The following is a 25,303-nucleotide window of genomic DNA, read 5'->3' as shown; positions in this document are numbered from 1 at the left end:
TAATTCGATTCAGCCTACAAAAAACAAGGTTAAATTATAAAAAAATTGAAATTTTAGTATATTAAGAAAATTAAGATAATAAATTGAGCTATTATATGCGATAGACCTAAATACATTATAAATATGTAAAATACCAATTTAGCGAGTAAATATTTTTCTTGTGTTATTAAAAGCAAGTAAGGATTTTTTGCATTCAATAATGGCATTAGCATTATTGGAAAGTTAGTAATAACCAAATTTTACAAAAAAAAGTTACTTTATTCCTGAAATAAAGTAACTAACTGATAACGATCAAAGTTTTTAGGTTCTACATTGTTAACATGATGATGTAAATCAAAATAATTATCTGAATATACTCTGTATTTCCATCTTTAGGCATGTATGGATAACTCTATGAATAAACTTACACCTTTAAAACCTGTACCAACATTAATCGCAGTTGTAATCACACTTGTCATTTGGTTTTTAATTCCAGTACCTGAGGGTGTTAATCCCAATGCTTGGCATCTTTTGGCACTATTTGTCGGCACAATCGCCGCTATTATTGGCAAAGCTTTGCCAATTGGTGGGGTTTCTATTGTGGCTATTTCACTAGTTGCAGCAACAGGAGTCACCAACCCTGAATCAACGAAAGGCGCTATTGCTGATGCATTAAGTGGTTTTTCAAATGATTTAATTTGGTTAATCGGTATCTCGATTATGGTTTCTATGAGCTTGAATAAAACAGGCTTAGGCGCAAGGATTGGTTATTATGTTATTTCATTGTTTGGTAAAAAAACGATTGGAATTGCATATTCACTTGCGATAGCAGAAACAATTCTTGCCCCAGTGACACCAAGTAATACTGCGCGAGGAGGGGGAATTATTCACCCGATTATGCGTTCAATATCTGACAGTTTTGGGTCAAAAGCAGAAGATGGAACGGCAGGTAAAATAGGACGCTATCTTTCTTTAGTAAACTATAATATTAATCCGATTACATCGGCGATGTTTATTACGGCAACAGCGCCAAACCCGTTAATCGTCAGTTTGATTATTAGTGAAACCAGCCAAAGTAATGAGCTGACTTGGGGAATGTGGGCGATTGCGGCATTTGTTCCTGCTATTGTTTCGCTTATTTTAATGCCTCTCGTTATTTACTTTATGTATAAACCTGAAATCACCTCAACGCCTGATGCGCCTAATTTTGCAAAAGAACGTTTACAACAATTAGGGCCAGTATCATTGCCTGAAAAGATCACTTTAGGGGTATTTGGCTTACTGCTATTAATGTGGGCTGGTGTACCTGCGATGATCTTTGGGCCTGCTTATAGTATTAATGCGACAACGGCTGCCTTTATTGGACTCAGTATTCTATTGGCAACAGGCGTGATTAATTGGGATGACGTATTGAAAAATAAAGGGGCTTGGGACACTGTCGTTTGGTTCTCCGCTTTAGTTATGATGGCGAGCTTCTTAGGTAAATTAGGCCTAATTAAATGGATGTCATTAACTGTCGGAAGCACAATTGATAGTATGGGGATTAGCTGGGTATGGGGTATGCTCATCCTTGTTTTAATCTATGTCTACTCCCATTATTTCTTTGCGAGTACTACTGCGCATATTACCGCTATGTATGCGGCGTTTTTCTCTGCAGGTTTAGCATTAGGTGCGCCTCCAATGCTATTAGCACTGACACTCGCATTCTCATCATCGTTAATGATGTCGTTGACCCATTATGGAACAGGTACTGCACCCATTATCTTCGGGTCGGGGTATGCAACGTTAGGTGAATGGTGGAAAACAGGTTTTGTGATGAGTGTTGTTAACCTCGCTATTTGGTTCTTTATTGGTAGTGTCTGGTGGAAATTCTTAGGTTACTGGTAATAATACGCGGCTAACATGAGGATAAATAAAAGTCGGGCATAATTGCCCGATTTTTTATGTCCGTTGAATGCTATAATGCACTGATTATCAGGATAATTGTGCTAACGATAATCGAAACTAACATTATTTTTTTCCAGCTGATCACGGCCTTGGTATTCAGAGCATGTTGCCATAACAAATTGATTTCATCTGCATGAGCATATTTTCGTGTTTTAATAGCGAGTTTAACTTTTTTGACCATATCGTTGTCCGTTGAGACAGTATTTTTCATGATCATGGCAATTTACCTTGGTTGTAATAAGTAACAGCAATGCGTTAAGTAATATAAGAAATTGTTACGATGAAATGATTATCGCAGATAAAAAGTGAATAAAAATTGTCGAGTTTTTTTACCTATTTCCCCATTTAGGCGGAGAAACATTTGTTCTTAGAGTTTTTGCCAGAAAAAAGAGTAGATAAAAATAGAAATAACGTCATTAAGGGGAAATAAGGGGAATTTAAAGGTCATATTTACATTTTTTGGTGGGATATTTTTAATTTAAAGTTAAGTAGGTAAAGACCATAAATGTAATTGGTTTGGTTGTAAAAGCCAGTATGATATATAAACTCGCGATCAAATTTATGTAGAGGGAAACATGTATTCACAAAGGAAAGCTGAATTCTTCTTGGTATTAACCACGATGATTGCCGCTTGGGGGTGGGTTTTTTCGCGTGAAGCCGTTCAAGGTATGCCTGTTTTCGCTTTTCTGGGAACGCGTTTTTTACTTGCCGCTATTATATTGCTTCCTTTTTGCAAAGGAAAAAGAAATCGAATTCCACTGAAGCAACTCCCTAAAATATTAATGACAGGCGGTTGGATGGCACTGAATTTAGTTTTGTGGATCCATGCGGTTGCGATAACTGACTCTATTGGGGAAGGGGCTTTTATTATGAGCCTTGCGATGTTATTTGTTCCCTTAGTCGCATGGGTTATCTTGAAAAATCGACCAAGCCGATATTTTTGGGAAGCGTTGCCAGTAGCGATTATTGGGCTAGCTTGTTTAACTCTATTTAAAGCGCAGCTTGAATTTAAAGCAAGCCAGTTGTGGTTTTTAGGTGCCGCTATCGTTCAAGCGATTTATTTTTGTTATACCAGTTTGTATACCCGAATGGTGCCTCTTTTACCTTTAACAACGATACAGTTAGCCACAACAGGGATTGTGGCCTTGGTGCTTTCATTCTTTTTAGAAGAATGGCCGACAAGTTTAACCACACCAACCGTGATGTGGTTAGGGGCAAGTGTGGTTATCGCGACAAGCTTACGCTTTGTATTGCAACTTGTTGGTCAAAAAAATACCACCGCAGCCAATGCAGCGATTATTATGATCTTAGAGCCTGTAATGACAGTCTTTGTTGCTGCCATCTGGTATCACGAACGTATGCCGCTAATTCAAATCGTGGGCTGCATACTGATTTTATTTTCTTTATTTTATTACCGCTGGCGTTGTTCAAACTCATTATCTAAATAAGACTGATAGATAAAAAAACATTAATGATTGCGGATTTTTTTAAAGAAAACGACTATGATTAATAGCAAGATTTATCGATAGGGTATTAATCTTAATAAGACATTCTTATTCTGTAAATTAAGATTAATAGTGTTGAAAGTAGACAATAATTACCCAAAATAGCAAAATACTGAACAAGAGCATGCATTGCCATTTGTTTATGCATTGAAAGCTGAATGGGGAATAGGCAAAAAATGAAAAAATTAGTATTAATATTGGGTATGGCGGGTGTGATGAGCGTGTTATCAGCATGCTCCGATGAAAAATCAGAAATTGCAGAATACAAAGAAAATTTTGTGAATACTTGTGTGGTGGCTTCAGGTAACCCACAAGGCGAAACTGCAAAAGCAATTAGCGCCATTTGTGGTTGTGCATACGATAAAACGATTGAAAAATATGGTTTAAGTGAATTTAAACGTATGGACGGTGAATTGGAAAAATCAGGGAATGCAGAGCCTGAGTTCCAAAAAACAATGATTGAATTCGTTCAACAGTGTTCACAAAACGCGCGTTAATATTGCCTAACCCGCAGTGAATTATCCAACACTGCGGGTACTTATATCATTTAAATAAATTTTTAAATTGGTGGGGAGCACTGCGTAAATATTGCGGCGCTACATTAATTTGCTCGTTCAACTCAGTTGCCGCACGCCAAGGCCAACGGGGCTCAAATAAAATCCTACGACCAATGGCCACAAAATCCGCCTGATGCGTTGCAATAATCGCTTCTGCTTGTAGCGGTTCTGTTATTAGTCCAACCGCAATAACTGGCATCATGCTATGTTCATGGATAGCTTGCGCTAAAGGCACTTGATAATTAGGACTTAGCGGGATTTGTTGTTCTGGTGCAAGCCCTCCTGAAGAAACGTGAATATAATCACAGCCGAGTTCCTCTAATTGTTCACACAGTTCGATAGATTCGGGAACATCCCAGCCATTATCTAACCAATCCGTTGCGGAAATACGTACACCAACAGCAATATTAGGGCTGATAGCTTTACGCACCTCATGAAATACATTAATTAGCAAGCGGCTGCGATTTTCGAAACTTCCACCATATTCGTCTTGGCGTTGGTTTGAAATAGGAGATAAGAATTCATGCAATAAATAGCCATGAGCTGCGTGGATCTCTATAACGTCAAAACCAGCTTGTTCGGCCCGTTTTGCCGCATTAATAAATTGGTGTTTAATTTCTTGGATATCATCAGTAGTTAGTTCCCGTGGCAAGGGATTATTACCAAAAGCGAGAGGGGAAGGCGCGACAGTTTGCCAACCATGGGCATCCGTTTTACTGAGGCTTTTTCCCCCTAACCATGGAAGATCACAGGATGCTTTTCTGCCTGCATGGGCAATTTGTACACCTAATCGAGCATCAGAATATTGTCGAATATCAGTGAGCATTTGTTGCATGGCTGTTGCTTGCTCGTCATTCCATAGCCCAAGATCTTTATAGGTAATCCGCCCTTCAGGCACGATAGCACTTGCCTCGACGATCACCAATGACGCCCCAGATAAGGCCAGATTCATATAGTGTGCGCTATGCCAAGCTGTTGGTAAGCCATTATTAGCTGAATACTGGCACATCGGTGGAATAATAATTCTATTTTTTAGTGAAACCAGACCCATTGCTGCAGAAGAAAAAAGGTGACTCATTAGCGAATTCCCTATTTGTAGCCTTTAGTTATCCTAATATTATACCTGAATCAATAAGCGATTTTTGTGAGATGGTGTGGTATTGATTTGAAAACAGTATTTTTTTAGAGGAGAGATAAAGAAAAAAATCAAGTCATTTAATTCATATTTGAGCAAAGAGATAAAAAGCAGATTTTCCTTTCTAACCTGCATAAAAAACAACAATTTTTTTAAAAAAATAATAGAAAAATTAAAATAAAATAGTGATGAGAAATTATATATATCGATAATTCCACATGTTATTAATTAACTAATTAATAACCAATTCTCTTTGGCATTAATGGGCGACTATGGTTTTAATGGTTCTAATAGTGAGTTTGGCTATTTTTTTATTTTAAATAGTGATTTTAATAAGTGTAAATGAGTTGTTATTACCGCAAAAATAGCCAATGAGACTTGCGGGTAGGCTAAAGGATTTATATAAGCAAGGTACTGATACGTAATGAAATGAGTAAATTCATTCTTCAATATAATTAATGTTGAATATTGAAGGTTATCAAATTAATTACATAAAAATCATTCACCTGAAAAATATAATTCTAAGAAGGAAGCTCATGTGTTAACAATTATTGGTATTTTAATCATTGTATCGATAGTCACCCTATTAATGATGGGAAAAGTGAGTCCCATTATTGCAATGTCGTGTATTCCCTTTCTCGGCGCTTTATTAGCAGGATATTCTATCGCAGAAATATCTGTTTTTTTTGAAAGTGGTATTAATAAAGTTTCCAAAGTTGCCGCGATGTTCTTATTCGCCATCTTGTTCTTTAGTTTGATGAAAGATTTGCACATTTTTGACCCGTTAATTCGGATCATGGTCAAAATGACTCGGGGAAACATTATTGTTGTCTGTATTATGACGACACTTATTGCGGGTATTGTGCACTTAGATGGCTCAGGAGCAGCAACATTCCTTATTATTATTCCTGCACTACTCCCTTTATATCGTCAGCTTGGTATGAGCCCATATTTAATGCTGTTATTAATGTGTGCCAGTATGGGGATTATGAATATGGTTCCTTGGGGAGGCCCATTAGGTCGAGCTTCAGCTGTGACGGGTATAGATGCCTCTATTTTATGGCAGCATTTGATCCCTGTTCAATTAATCGGTATGGGCGGCGCCGTTGTATTTGCGGTTATTATGGGAATGCGTGAGAAACGTCGTATTGCTGCTGCAAAACTTAATGGTACCACGCCGTATGAAATGGATTCTTTGCTACCCGTTAGTGATGATATGGCAGATGTGACGGACACAATTCATAAACCTAAAAAACCGTTAATTAACGGTGGGTTGATTATCGCGTCAGTTATCTGTTTAGCATTTGGATTATTGTCAGCCCCCTATGTCTTCATGATAGCGCTTTCGCTAGCATTGATGGTCAATTTTCCAAATCCGAAAGAGCAAATGAAAGTACTGTCACAACATGCGCCGCAGGCTCTAGGCATGGTGGCTATTATTCTAGCCGCAGGTGCATTTTTAGGCATTTTATCCGAAGGTGGTATGTTGAAATCGATAGCGATGGACTTAACCGCTATCTTGCCAATGGAATGGGTATCGAAAGTTCATATTTTTGTTGGGATTATCGGTGTACCAATGGATATTTTCACCAGTACAGATGCTTATTATTTTGCGCTGTTGCCAATAATTCAACAAATTGCGGGTACTGTAGGTGTTGACCCATCTTCAGTAGTCTACGCGATGGCAATAGGCAATAATGCAGGGACATTCGTCAGCCCGTTCTCACCAGCAGCATGGCTAGCGATGGGGTTAGCAGGTATTGATATGGGACGCCATTTGCGCTACTCATTTGGCTGGATTTGGTTGTTTAGCTTCTTTTTACTTGCTATTGGTGCAGTACTCGGTCTCTACTAATTATTCTTCATCTTTTGGTCTGTCGCGTTGTTGGTTTCAAAAGTCAACCCGAGTCACATACTTATGTATGCTCCTCGGGATTGGCTTTCTTTGCCGCCTAGCGACAGACGCAAAATCTATTGAATAACCCGCGTGCATTAGCTAAAGCATAATCTCAATGTGGCGGCGTTGTTGGCATCAAAAGTAAATCCCTAGATCGAAACTTGAATTGCCAGAATATACAAAGTAGCCAATTGAATTATTGGCTTGCTAATTATCAGATAGTTACTATGTTGGAAAATTAACGGGTGTGACATCATTTATTGGTTAATTATATCAATAAGGTTTTGTTATGCGTCGGCCGTTTTCCTCATATCATCCTATTCTTTACTGGCTGCGTGTGACTCAAAAACGTCTGGCTCGAAGATTGCACTGGGCATTTTCCTCTAAATACTATTCGAAGGCGAAATCCAGTGAACGCCTTGAATATCGCTATAACAAACACACCTCTAAATTGATCCGTAAATTGGGTGACTCAGATTTGCGTCTGCAACATAACAAAGTGATTAATTTACGAATTGCGGTGCAAGCCATGAATGGCATAACCATTTATCCAGGGGAATATTTCTCTTTTTGCCGCTTAGTTGGAAAGCCGACGGCTCGCCGTGGTTTTGTCGAAGGAATGGAACTGTCTTTTGGTGAGGCTCGCTCTGGGATTGGCGGGGGGATCTGCCAACTGAGCAATTTAATCCACTGGATGATATTGCATTCGCCGTTGCAAGTCGTTGAGAGAGCCAATCACAGTTTTGATCCTTTTCCAGATGAAGGCCGTGTATTACCGTTTGGTTCAGGTGCGGCCATCTTTTATAACTACATTGATTTGGTATTTTACAACCCAACACAAAGCGCTTTTCAATTGGTATTTAATATCGCGGAGCACCAGTTAGAAGGGGAGTTATTATGTAGCGAGCCTCGTGATGTGAAATACCATATTTACCAAAAAAATCATAAATTTACTCGAGAAAAAAATATCGTTTATCGTCACAATGAAATTTGGCAGAAAGTGACAACTAAAGGACAAGAACCCGTAACATTACAAGATAATTGCTTGTATCGTAATAAAGTTGTGGTGAAATATGCCATTGATGATAGCCAAATAATGGCGTCATAATGCCAATTTCGGTTGATATTAGGAATATATTGATAGCCTTTATCTTGACTGTTGAACTAAAATCCCCCTGAATTGAATTCTAATTGGCTAATAGGGCATTATTAGCATCCAAAAAATGAGGCCGTCACTCGGAATAGATATGTAATACCAACACTTGATTTCTCAATATTTAAAGACGCAAATCTGGCAAAGGTTTGTGATGATTTCTATTTCTTTAGAGAAAGCATGATGAATATGCAATCAAGAAAGTATGGTAGAACGTATCATTATCCGTTCTCACCTGGTACGACGAGCGACGATCGTATCAACAGTGATTGGTGGTCTCATATCCAAAATATCGATACGCTAATTCACACAGAAAAACTCGATGGCGAAAACAATTGTTTGAATCGTCATGGTGTTTTTGCGCGCTCCCATGGCGCACCAACACAATCTGCGTGGAGCCAACAAATTCGCCAGCGGTGGCAATTGATTAAAGATGATTTAGGGAATATTGAGCTATTTGGTGAAAACCTCTATGCGGTGCATTCCATTGAATATCAACATATTGAAGATTATTTTTATGTGTTTGCAGTGCGCCAAGGGGAGTATTGGCTAAGTTGGGAAGAAGTGCAGTTTTATGCAGCACTGTTTGATTTTCCTACGGTGCCACAGCTTGTATTGCCAGTAAATAAACAGATGACTGAGCAAGAGTATGCACGCTCATTAATAGCAGCAGCATCATTAGATAGCCAATTTATTGCCCATGATACTCATACAGGTCAAGCCTGTAGTATGGAGGGAATTGTTAGCCGTGATAGCCAAGGTTTTCATGTGGATGATTTTATCTCTCACGTATTTAAATATGTGCGCAAAAACCACGTAAAAACAGATATTCATTGGAAGCGCAATTGGCAAAGGGCAAAGTTAGCATTTGAGCGGCAAGGAGAGCAATCATGAGTTGGCAATTCACTAAAAACCGCGATTGGGCACAACTTGAAGCTCAGTTTGATTTTGTTCGGGATATGAAAAATGTCCCGCAAGACGTGTTGCACCATGCTGAAGGCAATGTGGCTACTCACACCCAAATGGTGCTTGCTGCACTGGAAAGTCTGCCAGAGTATCAGCAGCTTTCTGAATCCAAACAAAATATCGTCTGGGCGGCAGCGTTATTGCACGATGTGGAAAAACGCAGTACAACGCGGGAGGACGAAGAAGGGCGTATTCATTCACCGGGGCATGCTAAAAAAGGGGAGTTATCCGCACGAAATATCTTGTTTCGCCAAGTAGATACTCCATTTGCAGTGCGTGAAAAAATTGCGGCACTTGTCCGTTTTCACGGCTTACCTTTATGGTTGATGGAAAAACCTGATCCAGAACGCACTCTCTTTGCCGCTTCGCTACGTGTTGAGATGTCATTATTGTGCATGTTAGCAAAGGCGGATGCGATAGGTCGCATTTGTGAAGACAAAGCAGAATTATTAGCACGTATTGAGTTGTTCGAGTTGTTTTGCCGCGAACAAGGGTGTTGGGATAAGCCGAAAGAGTTTGCTTCTTTGGCGGGGCGTTTTCATTACTTCCATCACCAAAGGGGGATGCCAGACTATCAACCTTTTGAGGAAGAAGGCAGTGAAGTCATCATGTTGTGTGGTTTACCAGGCATGGGTAAAGATCATTTTGTGAAACAATTTTACCCACAAACTCAGATGGTATGCCTTGATGAAATTCGTCGTGAGCACAAAATTAGCCCTGCGGACAGAAATGCGCAAGGTTGGGTGGCGCAGCAAGGCAAAGAGCAGGCCAAACAGTTTTTGCGTACAAAAACGGATTTTATTTGGAATGCGACCTCCCTCAGCGCGTCTTTGCGTGAAAGTATGGTGAGCTTGTTTGCTCGCTACCAAGCGAAAGTGCACATTGTGTATTTAGAAGTGCCTGATAAGCAGTGGCGTCAACAAAACCAACAACGGAAATTTGCCGTACCAGAACAGGTGATGGAGCGTATGGCAGGTAAGTTAGAGTTACCTACCCCCGATGAGGCATATCGTGTGTCTTATTATATTAATGGGAAGTTTGTCGATTTATTCGATTGATAACATTGAATAACCTGCCCAATTAACAGGGCAGGTTAACCCAATTACAGCACAAACACATCCCCTTCAAAAAGCTTACGTGCGGTGCGAATTATTGATGCTTGTAGCCCTTCAGGAGAATCCCCCTGTTGGTTCAGGGTAACTTCAAATTTGCCACTTAAATGCTCAATCGCAATGTTTTTCATATCCACAGATTGAACATAACGCTGTGCAATGTTATCTGGCAAAATCGTGCTGGTGGCGATAGCAATTGCCCCAGTCACCGCCAGTGCGCCGTGGCATTTTTGCGGCATAAAATAACGGACGCTTATGGTGCCGCCTTGGGTAGCGGGCGAAATTAAAATGGGTTTTGGGATCACTTTTTTTGTGACATCACCTAACCCCATCATGGCACCTGCTTTAATGCGAATTGACTCGAGTTGTTGCATAAATGCGTTGTCGGATTCTAATTCTGCGGCACTTTCATAACCCGTTTTATTTAATTGTGGCGCATCGATTAAGACGATGGGAACAGCCATATCAATGCAGCTGACTTCAATGCCATCAATGGTATCAATGGCATTACCCGTTGGTAATAATTTCCCCGTTTTGGCACCGCTAGCATTTAAAAAGGTGAGGGCGATAGGCGCCGCACTGCCTGGCACACCTGCAATTTGGGTATTTCCTTTATATTGTACTTGACCATCAGGGGTCTGTACGGTGGAATTGACAAAGGTTTCAGTGTTGACATTACGAACGCGGACGGTAGTCACGTTATCAGTGATAGGGACTAACCCTTTTTCGAGGGCAAAAGGGCCAACGGCACACAACATGTTGCCACAATTTGGGGCAGTATCGACAATACGCTCAGTAATAGCAACTTGGGCAAATAAATAATCAACATCCGCATCAGGATGCTCAGAGCGACTGATAATGGCGACCTTACTGGTCTGTGGGCTTCCTCCACCAATGCCATCAATCTGCAAAGGATGACCCGAACCCATAATATCTAAAATTAATTCATCACGTTGTTTGATATCAGTTGGCAATGAGTCCGCCAATAAAAATACACCTTTTGATGTGCCGCCGCGCATAAGGGTGCATGGGATTTTTTTCATAAGCTTATATCCTCGTCATATTTCGGTCTGTAGCGGTGTTGGCTGCAATCGACAACCCAAGTCACATACTTATGTATGCTCCTTGGGATAGTCTCATTTGCCGCCTAGCCACAGTCCGAACTATTTAGAGGATTACTTTGGATTCTCGTCATATTTCGGTCTGTAGCGGTGTTGGCTGCAATCGACAACCCAAGTCACATACTTATGTATGCTCCTTGGGATAGTCTCATTTGCCGCCTAGCCACAGTCCGAACTATTTAGAGGATTACTTTGGATTCTCGTCATATTTCGGTCTGTAGCGGTGTTGGCTGCAATCGACAACCCAAGTCACATGTTATTCAAGCCGCAGCGTTGCTGACTACGCTTATTCGTATACTGGTGTGTGTTCCTTGGGATATTTAGAAAGCCTTCATTCTGTTTTACGCACCATCGTTAACGCGAAATAGTCATTGTCAGATTTAAAAAAGGGGCACAATTGATATTGTACCCCATTGAATAATTTAGTGATTGATTAGAATAGAGCGCATTAAATCAGACCCATGCTAATCAAGATTTCCCACCAACCTAAACCGATAGTCATGTGGACGAATAAGCTAACGAATGCGACTAATCCACCGATGATCCACCAAGAACGAATATCGTTGTAGCCTGCACCGAATACGATTGGTGCTGCGGCACCACCGTAGTGCGTTACGCTTCCGCCGTATGCGTTAGAGAACAGTAAGCCTAATGCCAGTAACATTGGAGGTGCACCTGCGACCATACCTACAGTGGCAAATACAGGCACCATCGCGGCAACATAAGCACCACCTGATGCGAACAGGTAACGAATGGCGACACTGATAAACATGATAACAAAGAAAGCTAACATGGCTTGGTCACCGAAAGAGAGGTACTGACTCATGGTGTCGGCTAACCATTTAAAGAAGCCCGCTTTAGTGAGAACGCCTGACATACTGATGATACCGCCGTACCAAATCAGGGTGTTCCAACCCCCTTTGTTTTTCAGCACATCATCCCATGTGACAACACCTAAAATTAAGGTTAATGCCATGACAGCGATAGCGACACTGGATGCACTCACACCGATAAGGTCAGAGAAAATCCAGCCACACAGTGCGATAACGAAGATGATAGCCAACAGTTTTTCACGCATCGTCATTGGGCCTAAGTCTGCTAAGCCTTTTGCTGCGATCTCTTTGTTATTCACCTTTTTGAGTTCAGGTGGATACAGCTTATAAATCATCAGTGGTGTCAAAATCAGCATAATTAAGCCAGGAACCGATGCCGCGAGTGCCCATCCACCCCAACTTAAATGAATGCCCATAATGTCACTCATCATGGCTAATGCTAAAGCGTTTGGTGCCATTGCTGTTAAGAACATATAGCTGGTCGTTTTGGTCACCATGTATACGTTGACTAACAAGTAGTGGCCTGCTTTGCGAGGGCTTTTTTCAGGATCAGAACCTAATGCTACTGCCACGCTGTTTATGATTGGGAAAACAATCCCACCCGCACGAGCGGTATTCGATGGCGTTGCTGGGGCAATAATTAAATCAAGGATCGCAGTGACATAACCAAGGCCTAATGTAGTACCGCCCAATTTACCAATCAAAATGTACGAAAGGCGTTTACCCAAACCTGTAATAACAAATGCAGCACTCAGCGTAAATGCCGCAAATACCAGCCATGTTGTCCCTGATGCATAACCACTTAAGACTTCACTGGCTTTAACATCTTTCGTACCTGTTACACCAATTATGACGGCGCTTGCGGCAATAGTGGCTAACAAAATAACAGGTTCTGAATAAGGTTTTAATACCAGTCCAACAATAGCTGCGAGGTAAAGACCAAATAATAACCACGCGATATGCGGTAACCCCGCAGGAGTCGGTATTAAGGCGATAATGATTGGAATTGCTATCAGAAGTAGCAGTTTCCAGATTTTGTCTTTTGGCATAGGCTTGATCCTTAACGAAATTAAAACTTGAATATTATGAATTCGGTTTTTCGTCATATTGGAGGTATAGCAATGCCTTAATAGGAATAATGATTTTGATATTCATTGTCATTATTTAGCTATTTCCAATATGTTATAAATTCTTTAAATCAATAACTATTACTTAATTAAATATATTTTTATTAATCTTTATTAATTAAATTATTGAATGGGTTCCTGTGTTGGTGAACATATAAGTTGTTTTAATTTTTAATGCTAAATACCGAAGCCTTGTCTAGGCAGACGGGCAAAAAACCACGTTAAAATTAATAAATCTGCGCTACCACCTGGGCTTAGATTCTTTTCAATACAGTGCTGGTCAAATTGTTTTACTTTGACTAAATCATCAGGATGATTAATCCCCTCTTGCAATAATTTGGTTGCTTGCTGTTTTACCCAAATTAAACCATTTAAGCCGCCACGATTTGCAATATTGGTGTCATCATTAATTTTCATTAATAGAATTAACGTATTTATTAAAGCTATTTCAGCATCCTGTTGCGCCGCTAGTTGCTGTAAATAAAAGGGCAATGAATGGTTGATAACTAGCGAGTAGCCACCTTCAGCTTCCCCTCGTGCTCCAGTAAAACCAAATTGTTGATATAAACGTTGGCCAGCTGTTGGAGTATCCGTAGGTTGCATCAATTCAGCGCAAATCCCTTGGCACATCCCTGCAACTAATTGGCTAATCGCAACTGGTGTCACGGTTTGCTGTAATGCGGCTAAGCGACCAATTGCGGTTAATACTAAACCTAATGAAAAAATGCTGCCTTTATGGGTATTTACACCTTGAGTGGCTTGGAACATGGCGGTTTCACACGCCATCCCGATACTTCTAATTTTGCTTAAAACCTGTTTAATCGGTAGATTTTTATATTGTGTGCCAGCCTGAATAAATAGTGGAAAAAATTTGGCGATGGCATTGGCACTTAAATGAAAATCCGTTAGCGCCATATCTTTATGAGCGCCTGTATTGTGTTTGTCTACTAAACCTGGTTTTGGGGTTAAGTTCACTTCAGCGAGCATGGCTTGCCAAGCTAACTGGCTGTAATAGTGAGTAAGCTGGTCACTTAGGGTTTGTGAGTAGTTAACAAGTTCCATGGGCTAGCTCCGCTATGCGAGAAAGAACATCTGCCAAGGGATGAGCGCGATGACGAGCACAGATTTTGGCTTCTTTTTCACAAATTAAACAACGCCTTGCAGGTAGATTTAATTGACCACGTGAATATTGTTTTCCTTGTGCATCAAAGACATCAAAATCCCATAAACGTCCCACTGGGGAGCGTTCTTCGGCCTCAATTAATGTCTTTTTGACTTCAATGGCATCAGCATCAACGGCGACTAAACATTCAGGCCCCGTGCTTAATGCCCATGATTGTTGAGATAAAAGTACCCACTGCCTGCATAAAGCAACTTGTTTAAGCGCATTTAGGCCCTGATTAAACACATGTCTAACAAGGGAGTTGTCTTTGACAGCCCCTGGGAAAACGACAGTAAATGAAATCAAGGTTACCTGATGGAGACCAATCCATTGTTGCTGGCGTGCCTGACGGGCATCACGGCTTGCCAACAGCTCAGGTAAGGAAATTTCAAATTGCTCTTGAGTATCAGGCAGTGGGCAAAACATAGTTACTCCTTCACTTGATGAACAACATCAATCACAGAGCCATCACGGTAACGCACGACGGCAACGACTTTATCTGTAAATTCAATAGGGTTAGGTGTTCCCGTGAGTAACTGAGCGCGTTCTCTTAACCAGCCAATTGAAACCGTTTTGATACCTTGGCTTTCTAATTGCTGCTTCAATTCAGGTCGTGCAGGGTTTACGGCAATACCATGGTCGGTCACTAAAATATCGACGCTTGATCCCGGGGTAACGCAAGTCAGGACTTCATCAACTAACGTTGGGATACGACCGCGCACTAATGGCGCAACGATAATGGATAATTTCGCAGCGACTGCGGTATCACTGTGACCACCCGATGCACCGCGGATAACACCATCAGAACCTGTTAACACATTGACATTAAAGCGTGTATCAATTTCCAGAGCACTGAGTACGACAACATCGAGCATGTCGACAGAAGCACCTTTAGAGTCAAAGCAGGCGTATTGATTGGCACTGATTTCAATATGATTTGGGTTACGAGCAAGAGACTCTGCTGCCGCTTTATCAAAACTTTGTACGTCTAATAATTTGCGAATTAAGCCTTTTTCATGCAAATCGACGATGGTTGATGTGATACCGCCAAGGGCAAAGCCTGCGGTGATATTGTGGCGGCGCATTTTGTCCTCAAGGAAGCGAGTCACGGCAAGGGATGCGCCCCCAGTACCCGTTTGTAATGAAAACCCTTCTTTGAAGAAGCCTGATTTTTCAATAACATCAGCGGCAGTACGCGCAATCAGTAGTTCTCTTGGGTTTGAGGTCATACGGGTGGCATCAGCACCGATTTTATCTGCATCACCGACACGTTTAACCTTAACGATATAGTCGACCTCATCTTGCTTGATGCTGGACGGGTTGTGTGGATAATCCAATATATCTTCGGTTAGCATGACGACTTTATTCGCCGTTTCGGCATCAATTTTAGCGTAGCCTAACGAGCCACAGCTGGCGGTACCTGTATATCCGTTAGCATTACCGTATTCGTCGCAAGATGGCACACCAATGAAGGCGACATCAATACGCAGCTCGCCATTGTGCACAAGGTTTGCACGGCCACCATGAGAATGAATTTGCACTGGCTCTTCAAGTTCGCCACGAGAAATCGCTTCAGCCAGTGGACCACGAATACCTGAGGTATAAATCTTACGAATGACACCGTGACGAATATGTTCGACCAGCGGTGAATGGCATGCACTTAAGGAACTGGACGCTAATGTCAGATTACGAAAGCCCATTTCGGCAATCACTTGCATGACCATATTGACCGTCAGATCGCCGCCACGAAACGCATGGTGAAACGAAATTGTCATGCCATCTTGCAAACCTGAGCGGCGAATAGCCACTTGTAAGTCATCACATAGCTTGCGGTTTCTTGGTTTTTGAACTTGTTGTTGGACTTTACCAATATCTTTAAATTCACGTAATGCTTCATCGCTTTTAGGTTGTAGGTAAGCACTTACGCGTGTTTGACGTTGAGTATTTGTTGTCATTTTTTGCCTCACTCTTCCCGAATACCAGATAATGCCGCGCGAGATAATACTAAGCGGGCTCTGTCAATGACTGGGCCATCAACCATTTTTCCGTTTAATGACACCACGCCTTTACCCTCAAGGGCTGCGGAATCTGCGGCATCAACAACACGTTGAGCATGGTCGACTTCTTTTTGAGTTGGCGCATACAAGTTATGGAGTAACTCAATTTGTCTTGGGTTAATTAATGATTTGCCATCAAAGCCGAGTTGTTTAATGTGTGCGGCTTCGCGTAGGAAACCTTCTTCATTATTTGCATCAGAATAAACGGTATCAAAGGCTTGGATACCTGCTGAGCGTGCGGCTTGTAAAATGGCGCACCGAGCATAGAGGAGTTCAACGCCGTCAGGAGACCGCTCGGTGCGCAAATTGCGGACATAGTCCTCGGCACCTAATGCGATGCCAATAAGTCTTGGTGATGCGTGGGCGATATTCACCGCTTGTGTGATCCCCATCGGTGATTCAATCGCTGCTAATAAACCTGTGCTACCTTCTTCACGACCACAACTTTTTTCAATACGTAATATTTCAGTTTCGATATCGGTGACATCTTGAGCAGTATCTGTTTTTGGTAAACGCACAATTTTTGCGCCGCCACGAACAACAGCTTCAAGGTCAGCAACACCAAAGGCAGAATCTAAAGCATTCACACGAACAATAGTTTCAATATCGGCATACAAAGGGTGCTGTAATGCATGATAAACCAAGCGACGTGCGGTATCTTTTTCGCGTAATGTCACGGAGTCTTCTAAGTCAAACATCAGTGCATCTGCTTTATAAATAAACGAGTTGCTTAACATCGCCGCATTTGAACCAGGAACGAAAAGCATGCTTCTGCGTGTACGTGATTTTTGTTCTGGTGTCATTATTTATTCTCCCATGGCAAATAATCGATATCACAAGCACGAGCGAGTAGGGCTTCCAAACGCGCTTTTAGTACACACTCTAATGCACCTTTATCATCGACGATGATTTGAGCACCTTGAATATCATGCTGAACTATCATTTCCTGAACGATACTGGCGATAGCATCACCAAATTGTTTTTCAACACTGCTGGTTATTTGCACGGAAACTTCTTGAGTATCTTCTAGCGGTTCTATTCGAACCATGACATCACTTGATTCAAGTGTGCCAGCAACGGCTGCATGTTTAATCTTCATATTTCACCTATAGCTAATTCAGAACTTTCGATGCGGTTTGTCGTTGATGTTGCTTGATTAGCGAGCATCTCTTGTAAATATTGATATGTCGCGTCAGGCACAATCGCCTTAATAGCCGCAAGATCTTTTTTAGCGAGTAGTCTTCTAACTTGTGAGGCGGAGACCGCCGTTCCGTTGATGACTGTTCGCGGAAATTCAACGAGTTCTATAGGAGGAAAATTCATCGCATCCGTTTCAAGCCAATAGCGCATGTCTTGGTTATATTGGTTGGTGACTTGGCAAAATGGCTCTGATCCGACGAATCTATGGGTTATCCCCAATGCAGGGGCAATATATTGGCGAAAAATCTTAATATCGATTTCGGTATAACAGTTATTGGCTACCGTTTTGTCTTTAATAAAGTAACAAGGGAACGTTGCCCGAGAAATAATATATTCAGAACCACGGTGAATGGTGAGGTTCTCAATACCTTTTGTACCTGCTTCAATTAAGTTCAGTCTGACTTTATAAGGGAAGCGAGAGGTATCCTCTTTAACAACAAATAAGTGGAGCCAATCACAGGCTTTAGCTGCTTGTTCGATTAAATAACGGTGGCCTAAGGTAAATGGGTTGGCATTCATTACGATGGCCCCAATTTTTTTACCGTCGACACGCTGTGCTTTTAAACTTTGAATATAACGTTTTAGATAACAGCAACTATTTTCCATCAATACCATCACATCAGGCACAGTCGCTATAGTATGAAAACCGCATTGCTGGAATAGGTTTTCATTTTGAAATTTAGTATAAATAAACAAATGAGTTGTATTATTTTCGTAAGCAAGATTAACAAGCTCGGTTGCTAATTTTAACGCGAGACCTTCACCACGAACGTCATCGCTAATTGCTACGCATTTAATAACGTTTTTTGCCAGTCCACCACACGCGATTAATTCCTCATTACGGGTTATCGTAATGAAAACGTCAATGCTTGCATCAAGCTCTAAATCATTTTCCTTTAAAAACTGAGTTATTTCAGCAAGTTTCCTGTTCTCATGACGTTTTACCTGATTAAACGTTATGTTTTCGAACATAATAGTATCCTGCATCTCTTTTAGAGATGTTTTTAAAATGTTGCTAATGTTAAAATTAATTAAATAAGTGTTTTTTGGTTTTTCTTATTCTTAAAAATATAAACTCTTATTTAATTATCTTTTTCAAGATTAATATTAAAGGTCCTATATTTAATATATTTGACCTATTTCATGTTTCTAAAATGAGTTTGTATTTGTTTAATGGTTTTAATGTTTTTAATTATTCGATATGTGCTTTATTACTTGGTTTTAATGTGTTTAATTAATAATATGTGTATTATGTCTCTAGCTTATATTTCTAATATCAATTATTCTGTGATTTCTACTGTAACAAGTTTTTTACTTTTCAGTTGGTAACAAGAGCCTATATGAAAAAAGAGCATGCTTTCTCTACATTGACAAAAGTAAACTCAATTTCCTTTTCAGTGCGAGTTTTCTTTCTTCTATTGATTGTTTCTGTGCTTTTGACGCTTGGGTTGGGTAAATACTTTACAGATACTGCGGAAAATCGGTTGATTGCCAATATTCAATCTTTAGCCATGAGCCAAGCAAAGTTAATTGCGTCTATTGATGGGGTGGTGCAATCCGTAAAGAATAGAGATATCCCGAAATTGAAGTTGATTGCAGATAAGCTAAATCAAGACTCAAACTATGATTATGTGGTGATCGGTGATGAAAACTCAATGCGCTTATATCACCCGAATAGCCAAAAAATTGGTTTTAAAATGCAGTGGAATAAACCCGGTGCATTAGAAAAAGGGGAAAGCTATTTCATTAATGGTGAAGGCTCAATGGGGAATGCTGTCAGAGCGAAAACGCCCATTTTTGATGAACAAGGGAAAGTCATTGGTGTCGTTTCGATTGGTTATCTATCAAACAAGATAGATACCTCGCGCAGTGAATTGTTTGTCCAGACAGGTGCGACCTTCTTAGGAATATTGATTATCTTGCTTTTTTTGTCATGGGCATTTTCACGTTTAATTCAAAAACAAATGTTAGAAATGGAACCTGAAGAAATTGCCCAATTAGTGTTAGTGCAAAAAGGGATTTTTGAGGCTGTATTTGAAGGGGTCATTGCGGTAAATACTCAAGGGCAGATTATTAATATTAACTCTAACGCGAGAAAGATGTTATCCCTAGGCAAGCCTTTGGGCCAATTAACAGGGACACGGGTGTCGGAGCATATATCGCCAGCTGATTTTTTCATTACAGATATTGAAACCATTAAACACGACGTGATTTGTGAGTTTAATGGTTTAAATGTGATTGCAAACCGCGTGGCTATTCGTGATGGTGAGCAGCTTGCCGGGGCGGTTATTAGCTTTCGTAGCCAAAATGATATTGAATCATTAAATTCCCAATTGACACAAGTACGCCAATACGTAGAAAATTTGCGTACTCTGCGGCATGAGCATCTAAATTGGATGTCTACGTTGAGTGGTTTATTGCAAATGAAAGAATATGATCAAGCGCTTGCATTAATTAAAGGTGAGTCTGAATCTCAGCAACAACTTATAGATTCGTTACGTGAACAGTTCTTTGATAAGCAAGTTGCTGGGTTATTGTTTGGTAAGTATCACCGTGCAAAAGAATTGGGCTTACAGTTGGTTTTTACACCAGGCAGCCAGCTTCATGTATTGCCTGAGTCCTTAAATAGTACAGAATTTTGTGCCATATTAGGTAATTTGCTCGATAACGCATTTGAAGCCAGTTTGAAAAATAACCAGGGTAATAAACAAGTGGAGTTATACCTTTCCGATGAAGGAAGGGAGATTGTCATTGAGGTTGCAGATCAAGGATGCGGTTTCCCTGCAGAAATTCAAGACAAATGGTTTGAGCGCGGAGTGACAACGAAAACCGAAATGACGGAAGGTCATGGTATAGGGTTATATCTTGTTGCTTCTTATATTAAACGCTGTAATGGCGCGGTAATTATTGAAGAAAATCAGCCGCATGGTACAGTATTCTCAATTTTTATTCCGAAAGTGAAGATATAAAAATGATTAAGATAAAAATCCTCATTGTGGAAGATGAGCTGCTTTTAGCAGAGATGCACGGCGAGTACATTAAAGCATATCCAGCTTGTGACAAGGTTTGGTTGGCAGGTAATTTAGCTGAAGCCAGAAAAATGATTGAATACATGAAGCCAGATTTGATCTTACTGGACAACTATTTACCTGACGGCAAAGGAATCGATCTCGTTCATGAATTAATTCAAGAACGAAATAGTGCTGATATCGTATTTACGACAGCAGCGAGTGATATGGAAACGGTGACTGAAGCCATTCGTCTTGGCGTTTTTGATTATTTGGTTAAGCCAATAGCGTATGAACGTTTAGGCCAAACATTGGATAGATATATCCAGCGTAAATCTGTTTTACAAACCAACAGTAAAACGAACCAGAGTAAAATCGATGATATGTTTAATACTTATGCACGCGGTGAATCCAAAGAGGAACTGCCGACAGGTATCGACATGATCACACTCGAAAAAGTGCTAGCATTATTTGCAGATCTTGAAGCGGAATATACCGCAGAAAGCATTGCAGAAACGATTAAACTTAGCCGCACAACCGCAAGGCGCTATCTAGAATACTGCTTGGCAAAAAATAAGATTGAAGCTGAGATAGAGTATGGGAAGGTGGGACGCCCTCAAAGGATCTACCGCGGTCGCCCCTAATCTTCGTCATATTCCACGTTGTAGGGGTGTTGGCTGCATGCGATGACTCGGGTCACATACTTCTGTGTGCTCCCCGAGTTCCCCTTATTGACTGCCTACCTGTAATTTGAACTATCTAGATGATGTTCTTATATTCAATAAAATATCGCTTAATATAAAAAACTACAAAATCATTAATTTAAAGCCATTTTTATTATTTCTAATAGTTAGGATAGTATTTTATGTTTTTAATTAAATTTTCATGAGTTAGATGAAAATAATTTAACACTAAAAAATTATATTTTAGACTAAATCAATATTAATCCTTATTTAATTTTGATTATAGGATGTGATGACCATTTAAACACAGGGTCATTATTTATATGTCTATAACAACTAAAGAAAATAAAATAACACCAAAAGAAAGGAAGTATGCATTAGCATCATTTATTGGTACAGCTATCGAGTGGTATGACTTTTATATTTATAGCACTGCATCCGCATTAATTTTTTCAACATTATTTTTTTCAAAAAGCACGGACCCATCTGTTGCATTACTTTCCTCATTTGCGGCATATGGTGTGGGCTTTTTTGCCCGGCCATTAGGCGGTTTTATTGCGGGGCATGTTGGCGATAAAATTGGGCGAAAAAAAGTACTTGTTTACTCATTACTTTTAATGGGCGTGGCGACATTTATTACTGGGTTGATCCCGAGTTTTGATTCAATAGGTATTTATGCCATTGTTTTGCTTGTGATTATTCGCCTGCTTCAAGGTTTAGCTAGCGGTGCTGAGTGGGGTGGTGCGGCGTTATTAGCGGTTGAACATACGAAACCGCAGCGTAGAGGGTTTATTGGTTCATTTACTCAGATTGGCTCAGCAACAGGTATGTTACTGGCCTCAGCTGCATTTTTAGTTGTAAAATCAACAATGTCAGAAGAGAGCTTTTTAACTTGGGGTTGGCGTATTCCATTTTTCGTTAGCATTATTCTTGTCGTCATCGGGCTGATTATTAGGCTAAAAACAACGGAATCAGATGAGTTTCTCGCGCTTAAAAAGTCAGGGAAAATACAAAAATACCCATTAATTGAATTAATTAAAAATCATAAAAGATCAGTTTTTATTACGATAGGTTTACGATTAGCGCAACCTGCAATGTATGCAATATTAACGACATTTATTTTAAGTTATTTAAAATTAAAGAACCAAGATACCAGTATTGTATTAACATCAATTATTATTGCATCAGCGGTTTCAGTATTAACAACCCCTTTTTGGGCACTTTTGTCAGATAAAATAGGCAGAAGGATCCCCGCATTCTTTGCATTAATTAGTATTGGCATTGCAGTATGGCCATTCTTCTATTTCTTAGATAATGGTAATTTATTTTATTTACCTTTAGTCATGACCATTTTCTTGGCATTATTTGATGCTGCGATTTATAGCATTGGTGCCGCTTGGTTTGCTGAACAATTTCCTGTTGAAGTTCGGTACAGTGGTGTCTCCGTGGGCTATCAAGTTGGTACTTTGTTATCAGGTGGATTAACGCCATTTATTGCGACTGCATTATTACAATATAATAATCAGAGCCCTTATTTAGTTTCTTTATATATTTCAGCGTTATGTTTTATTAGTTTGATTGCAGCATATAAGGCAAATGACCCTATTGCGAAGCAACCAAAAGGTAAGACGCCAGATTTAACAAAACAAGAAGCGGTTTCATTATAATTTAAACGAATAGGAAATATCATGGCAAAATCTACCTTTAACATCGCTGAGCTGGATAAAACCCAAATACAGACGCGTAATTTTCGTGAATTATCGACGGGAAGTTGGAATAATGAAACAATAAGCGCAAAAAATAAGCATTTAATTGCGGTTGCAATTGCTCAAGCGACAAATTGCCAGCATTGTTTATTGCACCATGCCAAAGCGGCGCAGCAAGATGGTGCTTCTTTTGATGAAATCGCTGAAATCTCCTATTTAACAGGTGCGTATAATATTGCCGGTGATAGCCTTTTGGCATTAGATGCAAATCTATATTTAGATGAAGATAAAAGCGGAATATCTAAATATTATATTTCTCCCAAAGCTCTTACTTATGTCAATCAACAGCTTGATGCTATTTTTGTAGCAAGAGAAATTAAAATATTAGCGCTATTTGGTATTGCCAAATATAAGGGCAATAGAGCTCTCGCTGATCACCTATTAACGTTAGCTCACAAAAATGGCGTTGATGAGAATAGAATTACAGAAGCATTGTTGGTTGTTGATATTTTAAGCTCAGGTATTGTTTATTCTAACAACCAAGATATTTACCAATATTTATATGCTAGATCCTAAGCGACGGTACTAAACAACAGTACTAAACAACGTGTGGCTCTCTTTGAGAGCCACACGCCACTGCGTTATTTTTTATTCTTCAGATTATTTTCCAAAATCAGTACTTTTTTCTCAGCGCGCTCATTGCCTTTTGCTGCGGCAAGTTTATACCAACGTAGTGCTTTCACCTCATCTTGTTCAACACCCATTCCATATTGGTAGCAGGCACCACTTGCGTACTGCGCATCAGCACTATTTTGTTGGGCGGCCTTAATAAACCAATGACAGGCTTTTTCTTGGTCGGCTTTAATACCATCGCCGCGCGCATAAATTAACGCTAAATTAAACTGAGCGGAGACTTCCCCTTGCTTGGCGGCGAGGGTTAACCATTTGATGGCTAATTGCGTATTTTTTTTCGTTCCTTGGCCCGTCAGGTATAGCATGCCGAGGCTATTTTGTGCAGGAGAGAAACCAAGCTCAGCAGCGCGTGTGAAGTAATCAAACGCGAGGGCATAATTGACTTTGTCGTACATACCAGTTGCGGCTTGATAGCCCAGTAAATAGAGTGCTTGTGGGTGATTTTGTTCAGCGAGTGCGAGATAAATTTTTTGGGCTTTTTGCGGGTCTTTTGTGACCGCTTTTCCTTCTTCATACCAATAAGCTAACGTGAGCATCGCTGGTTGGAAATGTTGTTCAGCCGCTTTTTTAAGCCATTGTTCTGCAGATTCTGGGTTTTTCTCTAAAAGATTGTCAATGCCATGCAGTGTGTATTCTGCCATGTTCATTTGGCCAATAGGATCGTCATTTTCAGCAGCTAATTGCATCCAATGTAGCATCAGTTTTTCATCTTTAGGGACACCAGAACCTTCCTGGTATATCAGTGCCAAGTTAATTTGAGCTTTACTAAAGCCTTGATTAGCAGAAAGAAGATACCACTTTAGGGCGTCGTCAAGCTGTCCATGAGATTGGTAAAACATCGCTAAATTGAATTGAGCTTCAGCTTGCCCTTGAGTGGCAAGTTCAATCAGTGATTTTTCATCCAGCGGTGTGCTAACTTTTTCCGCGAAAGCCGAAGGAATAAATAAACAGCTTATCAAAAATAAGGGTAAAAAATTTTTTTTCACAGGGATTTCCTTCGAGCTATATTTCTTAAAAAACCATTTAAGGTAAATTATCGTGTTGCTGAGTTCAGTGCAATCATTTGGTTGATTGTACATTATTATCAATAAATCAAATGGTTAATTATTGCCATCAAAAAAGATGCAGAAAAAATAAAAAAAAGATGAACTTTTTTTGAAGTACATAGGTCTTAATAGTAACTATATTTCTGTTTGCTTGCGTAAACATTCATATATTTACCCTCATCATTCATTTCTTTACACGAAGTAATGTAATAATGCACCTACGTAGTGATAGTTTGAATTTAGCAAAAAGATCCTTGAGTAGAATGCATTATGCCCAGTTTATTTACTGGGCTTTTTTTTGTCTAAAATTCCTGAGCAACATCCTTTCATGACGATATCGCCACTTTCCAATTTATAAAATGCCTTTTTCCCATTGAGATTATCCCCAAGTTAACGTGAGGATACAGGGTTAATGT

General features: G+C 40.1%; 22 protein-coding genes. 11 read left to right on the top strand and 11 right to left on the bottom strand.

Going from position 1 to position 25,303, the window contains the following annotated elements; translation table 11 throughout:
* Positions 1–393: 393 nt before the first annotated feature.
* The gene (locus ACE2AL_RS13065) at positions 394–1,866 is read left to right on the top strand and encodes an anion permease (protein ID WP_206083903.1); all 1,473 of its coding nucleotides are present in this window, start codon (positions 394–396) and stop codon (positions 1,864–1,866) included.
* Positions 1,867–1,936: 70 nt separating this feature from the next.
* Here the strand turns inward: ACE2AL_RS13065 and ACE2AL_RS13060 are convergent, their stop codons facing one another.
* Positions 1,937–2,143 (bottom strand): 3-oxoacyl-ACP synthase, encoded by a 207-nt coding sequence (locus ACE2AL_RS13060; RefSeq protein WP_206083904.1) that lies wholly within the window; start codon positions 2,141–2,143, stop codon positions 1,937–1,939.
* Positions 2,144–2,501: 358 nt separating this feature from the next.
* On the opposite strand from ACE2AL_RS13060, the gene ACE2AL_RS13055 reads away from it, so the two are divergent.
* Both ACE2AL_RS13055 and ACE2AL_RS13050 read left to right on the top strand, forming a co-directional pair.
* Complete coding sequence (locus ACE2AL_RS13055) at positions 2,502–3,374, top strand: DMT family transporter (RefSeq protein ID WP_206083905.1); 873 nt, start codon at positions 2,502–2,504, stop codon at positions 3,372–3,374.
* A gap of 233 nt (positions 3,375–3,607) precedes the next feature.
* Positions 3,608–3,928, top strand: a complete 321-nt coding sequence (locus ACE2AL_RS13050; RefSeq protein WP_206083906.1) for a hypothetical protein — start codon at positions 3,608–3,610, stop codon at positions 3,926–3,928.
* A gap of 46 nt (positions 3,929–3,974) precedes the next feature.
* On the opposite strand, the gene ACE2AL_RS13045 is transcribed toward ACE2AL_RS13050, so the two are convergent.
* Positions 3,975–5,066, bottom strand: coding sequence for an NADH:flavin oxidoreductase/NADH oxidase (locus ACE2AL_RS13045; protein WP_206083907.1), 1,092 nt, complete (start codon positions 5,064–5,066; stop codon positions 3,975–3,977).
* A 595-nt stretch (positions 5,067–5,661) separates the two neighbouring features.
* Between ACE2AL_RS13045 and ACE2AL_RS13040 the strand changes: the two genes are divergently transcribed.
* The 4 genes from ACE2AL_RS13040 to ACE2AL_RS13025 all read left to right on the top strand — a co-directional run bounded on the left by ACE2AL_RS13040 (position 5,662) and on the right by ACE2AL_RS13025 (position 10,197).
* Positions 5,662–6,978, top strand: a complete 1,317-nt coding sequence (locus ACE2AL_RS13040) for a CitMHS family transporter (RefSeq protein WP_375083575.1) — start codon at positions 5,662–5,664, stop codon at positions 6,976–6,978.
* 331 nt (positions 6,979–7,309) lie between these two features.
* Complete coding sequence (locus ACE2AL_RS13035; RefSeq protein ID WP_272538658.1) at positions 7,310–8,128, top strand: VanW family protein; 819 nt, start codon at positions 7,310–7,312, stop codon at positions 8,126–8,128.
* A 228-nt stretch (positions 8,129–8,356) separates the two neighbouring features.
* Positions 8,357–9,067, top strand: coding sequence for an RNA ligase family protein (locus ACE2AL_RS13030; RefSeq protein WP_206083910.1), 711 nt, complete (start codon positions 8,357–8,359; stop codon positions 9,065–9,067).
* Entirely contained in the window at positions 9,064–10,197 is a 1,134-nt protein-coding gene (locus ACE2AL_RS13025) for an AAA family ATPase (RefSeq protein WP_206083911.1), read from the top strand. Before ACE2AL_RS13030 ends, ACE2AL_RS13025 begins: the two co-directional genes overlap by 4 nt.
* Positions 10,198–10,241: 44 nt before the next feature.
* Here ACE2AL_RS13025 and ACE2AL_RS13020 read toward each other — a convergent pair whose 3' ends face one another.
* The 8 genes from ACE2AL_RS13020 to citC form a co-directional block, all read right to left on the bottom strand.
* Positions 10,242–11,294: a 4-oxalomesaconate tautomerase gene (locus ACE2AL_RS13020; protein ID WP_272573684.1), complete on the bottom strand. Its 1,053-nt coding sequence runs from the start codon at positions 11,292–11,294 to the stop codon at positions 10,242–10,244.
* A gap of 526 nt (positions 11,295–11,820) precedes the next feature.
* Positions 11,821–13,254: an anion permease gene (locus ACE2AL_RS13015; protein ID WP_206083913.1), complete on the bottom strand. Its 1,434-nt coding sequence runs from the start codon at positions 13,252–13,254 to the stop codon at positions 11,821–11,823.
* A gap of 255 nt (positions 13,255–13,509) precedes the next feature.
* Entirely contained in the window at positions 13,510–14,394 is an 885-nt protein-coding gene (gene citG / locus ACE2AL_RS13010) for a triphosphoribosyl-dephospho-CoA synthase CitG (protein ID WP_349415240.1), read from the bottom strand.
* Entirely contained in the window at positions 14,381–14,920 is a 540-nt protein-coding gene (gene citX / locus ACE2AL_RS13005) for a citrate lyase holo-[acyl-carrier protein] synthase (protein WP_353167300.1), read from the bottom strand. Before citX ends, citG begins: the two co-directional genes overlap by 14 nt.
* A 2-nt stretch (positions 14,921–14,922) precedes the next feature.
* Positions 14,923–16,449 (bottom strand): citrate lyase subunit alpha, encoded by a 1,527-nt coding sequence (gene citF / locus ACE2AL_RS13000; RefSeq protein ID WP_375083574.1) that lies wholly within the window; start codon positions 16,447–16,449, stop codon positions 14,923–14,925.
* Positions 16,450–16,457: 8 nt separating this feature from the next.
* On the bottom strand, positions 16,458–17,354 hold the full coding sequence (gene citE, locus ACE2AL_RS12995) for a citrate (pro-3S)-lyase subunit beta (protein WP_206083917.1): 897 nt from the start codon (positions 17,352–17,354) through the stop codon (positions 16,458–16,460).
* Entirely contained in the window at positions 17,354–17,650 is a 297-nt protein-coding gene (gene citD, locus ACE2AL_RS12990; RefSeq protein ID WP_206083918.1) for a citrate lyase acyl carrier protein, read from the bottom strand. The genes citE and citD overlap by 1 nt, the downstream gene beginning before the upstream one ends.
* On the bottom strand, positions 17,647–18,723 hold the full coding sequence (citC, locus tag ACE2AL_RS12985) for a [citrate (pro-3S)-lyase] ligase (RefSeq protein WP_206083919.1): 1,077 nt from the start codon (positions 18,721–18,723) through the stop codon (positions 17,647–17,649). Before citC ends, citD begins: the two co-directional genes overlap by 4 nt.
* 368 nt (positions 18,724–19,091) lie before the next feature.
* Here citC and dpiB point away from each other — a divergent pair, with 368 nt between their 5' ends.
* The 4 genes from dpiB (at position 19,092) to ACE2AL_RS12965 (ending at position 23,724) form a co-directional block, all read left to right on the top strand.
* Positions 19,092–20,720: a sensor histidine kinase DpiB gene (gene dpiB, locus ACE2AL_RS12980; protein ID WP_272538651.1), complete on the top strand. Its 1,629-nt coding sequence runs from the start codon at positions 19,092–19,094 to the stop codon at positions 20,718–20,720.
* 2 nt (positions 20,721–20,722) lie between these two features.
* Positions 20,723–21,403 carry a two-component response regulator DpiA gene (gene dpiA, locus ACE2AL_RS12975; protein ID WP_349415239.1) on the top strand — a complete coding sequence of 227 codons (681 nt, stop codon included), beginning with the start codon at positions 20,723–20,725 and terminating at the stop codon, positions 21,401–21,403.
* Positions 21,404–21,765: 362 nt separating this feature from the next.
* Positions 21,766–23,109, top strand: coding sequence for an MFS transporter (locus ACE2AL_RS12970; protein ID WP_206083922.1), 1,344 nt, complete (start codon positions 21,766–21,768; stop codon positions 23,107–23,109).
* 21 nt (positions 23,110–23,130) lie between these two features.
* Positions 23,131–23,724, top strand: coding sequence for a carboxymuconolactone decarboxylase family protein (locus ACE2AL_RS12965; RefSeq protein ID WP_272538648.1), 594 nt, complete (start codon positions 23,131–23,133; stop codon positions 23,722–23,724).
* Between the two features lie 65 nt (positions 23,725–23,789).
* Here ACE2AL_RS12965 and ACE2AL_RS12960 read toward each other — a convergent pair whose 3' ends face one another.
* Complete coding sequence (locus ACE2AL_RS12960) at positions 23,790–24,827, bottom strand: hypothetical protein (protein WP_375083573.1); 1,038 nt, start codon at positions 24,825–24,827, stop codon at positions 23,790–23,792.
* Positions 24,828–25,303: the final 476 nt, after the last annotated feature.

The organism is Providencia xihuensis, from assembly GCF_041953405.1.
Taxonomy (GTDB): domain Bacteria; phylum Pseudomonadota; class Gammaproteobacteria; order Enterobacterales; family Enterobacteriaceae; genus Providencia; species Providencia vermicola.
The sequence above is the reverse complement of the archived record's forward strand: the minus strand, read 5'-3'. Positions and strand labels throughout refer to the sequence as shown.

Bases quoted from the DNA above. Each gene is read 5' to 3' on its own strand.
- ACE2AL_RS13065 (WP_206083903.1), top strand. From the start codon at position 394: ATGAATAAACTTACACCTTTAAAACCTGTACCAACATTAATCGCAGTT.
- ACE2AL_RS13060 (WP_206083904.1), bottom strand. From the start codon at position 2,143: ATGATCATGAAAAATACTGTCTCAACGGACAACGATATGGTCAAAAAA.
- ACE2AL_RS13055 (WP_206083905.1), top strand. From the start codon at position 2,502: ATGTATTCACAAAGGAAAGCTGAATTCTTCTTGGTATTAACCACGATG.
- ACE2AL_RS13050 (WP_206083906.1), top strand. From the start codon at position 3,608: ATGAAAAAATTAGTATTAATATTGGGTATGGCGGGTGTGATGAGCGTG.
- ACE2AL_RS13045 (WP_206083907.1), bottom strand. From the start codon at position 5,066: ATGAGTCACCTTTTTTCTTCTGCAGCAATGGGTCTGGTTTCACTAAAA.
- ACE2AL_RS13035 (WP_272538658.1), top strand. From the start codon at position 7,310: ATGCGTCGGCCGTTTTCCTCATATCATCCTATTCTTTACTGGCTGCGT.
- ACE2AL_RS13030 (WP_206083910.1), top strand. From the start codon at position 8,357: ATGAATATGCAATCAAGAAAGTATGGTAGAACGTATCATTATCCGTTC.
- ACE2AL_RS13025 (WP_206083911.1), top strand. From the start codon at position 9,064: ATGAGTTGGCAATTCACTAAAAACCGCGATTGGGCACAACTTGAAGCT.
- ACE2AL_RS13020 (WP_272573684.1), bottom strand. From the start codon at position 11,294: ATGAAAAAAATCCCATGCACCCTTATGCGCGGCGGCACATCAAAAGGT.
- ACE2AL_RS13015 (WP_206083913.1), bottom strand. From the start codon at position 13,254: ATGCCAAAAGACAAAATCTGGAAACTGCTACTTCTGATAGCAATTCCA.
- citG (WP_349415240.1), bottom strand. From the start codon at position 14,394: ATGGAACTTGTTAACTACTCACAAACCCTAAGTGACCAGCTTACTCAC.
- citX (WP_353167300.1), bottom strand. From the start codon at position 14,920: ATGTTTTGCCCACTGCCTGATACTCAAGAGCAATTTGAAATTTCCTTA.
- citF (WP_375083574.1), bottom strand. From the start codon at position 16,449: ATGACAACAAATACTCAACGTCAAACACGCGTAAGTGCTTACCTACAA.
- citE (WP_206083917.1), bottom strand. From the start codon at position 17,354: ATGACACCAGAACAAAAATCACGTACACGCAGAAGCATGCTTTTCGTT.
- citD (WP_206083918.1), bottom strand. From the start codon at position 17,650: ATGAAGATTAAACATGCAGCCGTTGCTGGCACACTTGAATCAAGTGAT.
- citC (WP_206083919.1), bottom strand. From the start codon at position 18,723: ATGTTCGAAAACATAACGTTTAATCAGGTAAAACGTCATGAGAACAGG.
- dpiB (WP_272538651.1), top strand. From the start codon at position 19,092: ATGAAAAAAGAGCATGCTTTCTCTACATTGACAAAAGTAAACTCAATT.
- dpiA (WP_349415239.1), top strand. From the start codon at position 20,723: ATGATTAAGATAAAAATCCTCATTGTGGAAGATGAGCTGCTTTTAGCA.
- ACE2AL_RS12970 (WP_206083922.1), top strand. From the start codon at position 21,766: ATGTCTATAACAACTAAAGAAAATAAAATAACACCAAAAGAAAGGAAG.
- ACE2AL_RS12965 (WP_272538648.1), top strand. From the start codon at position 23,131: ATGGCAAAATCTACCTTTAACATCGCTGAGCTGGATAAAACCCAAATA.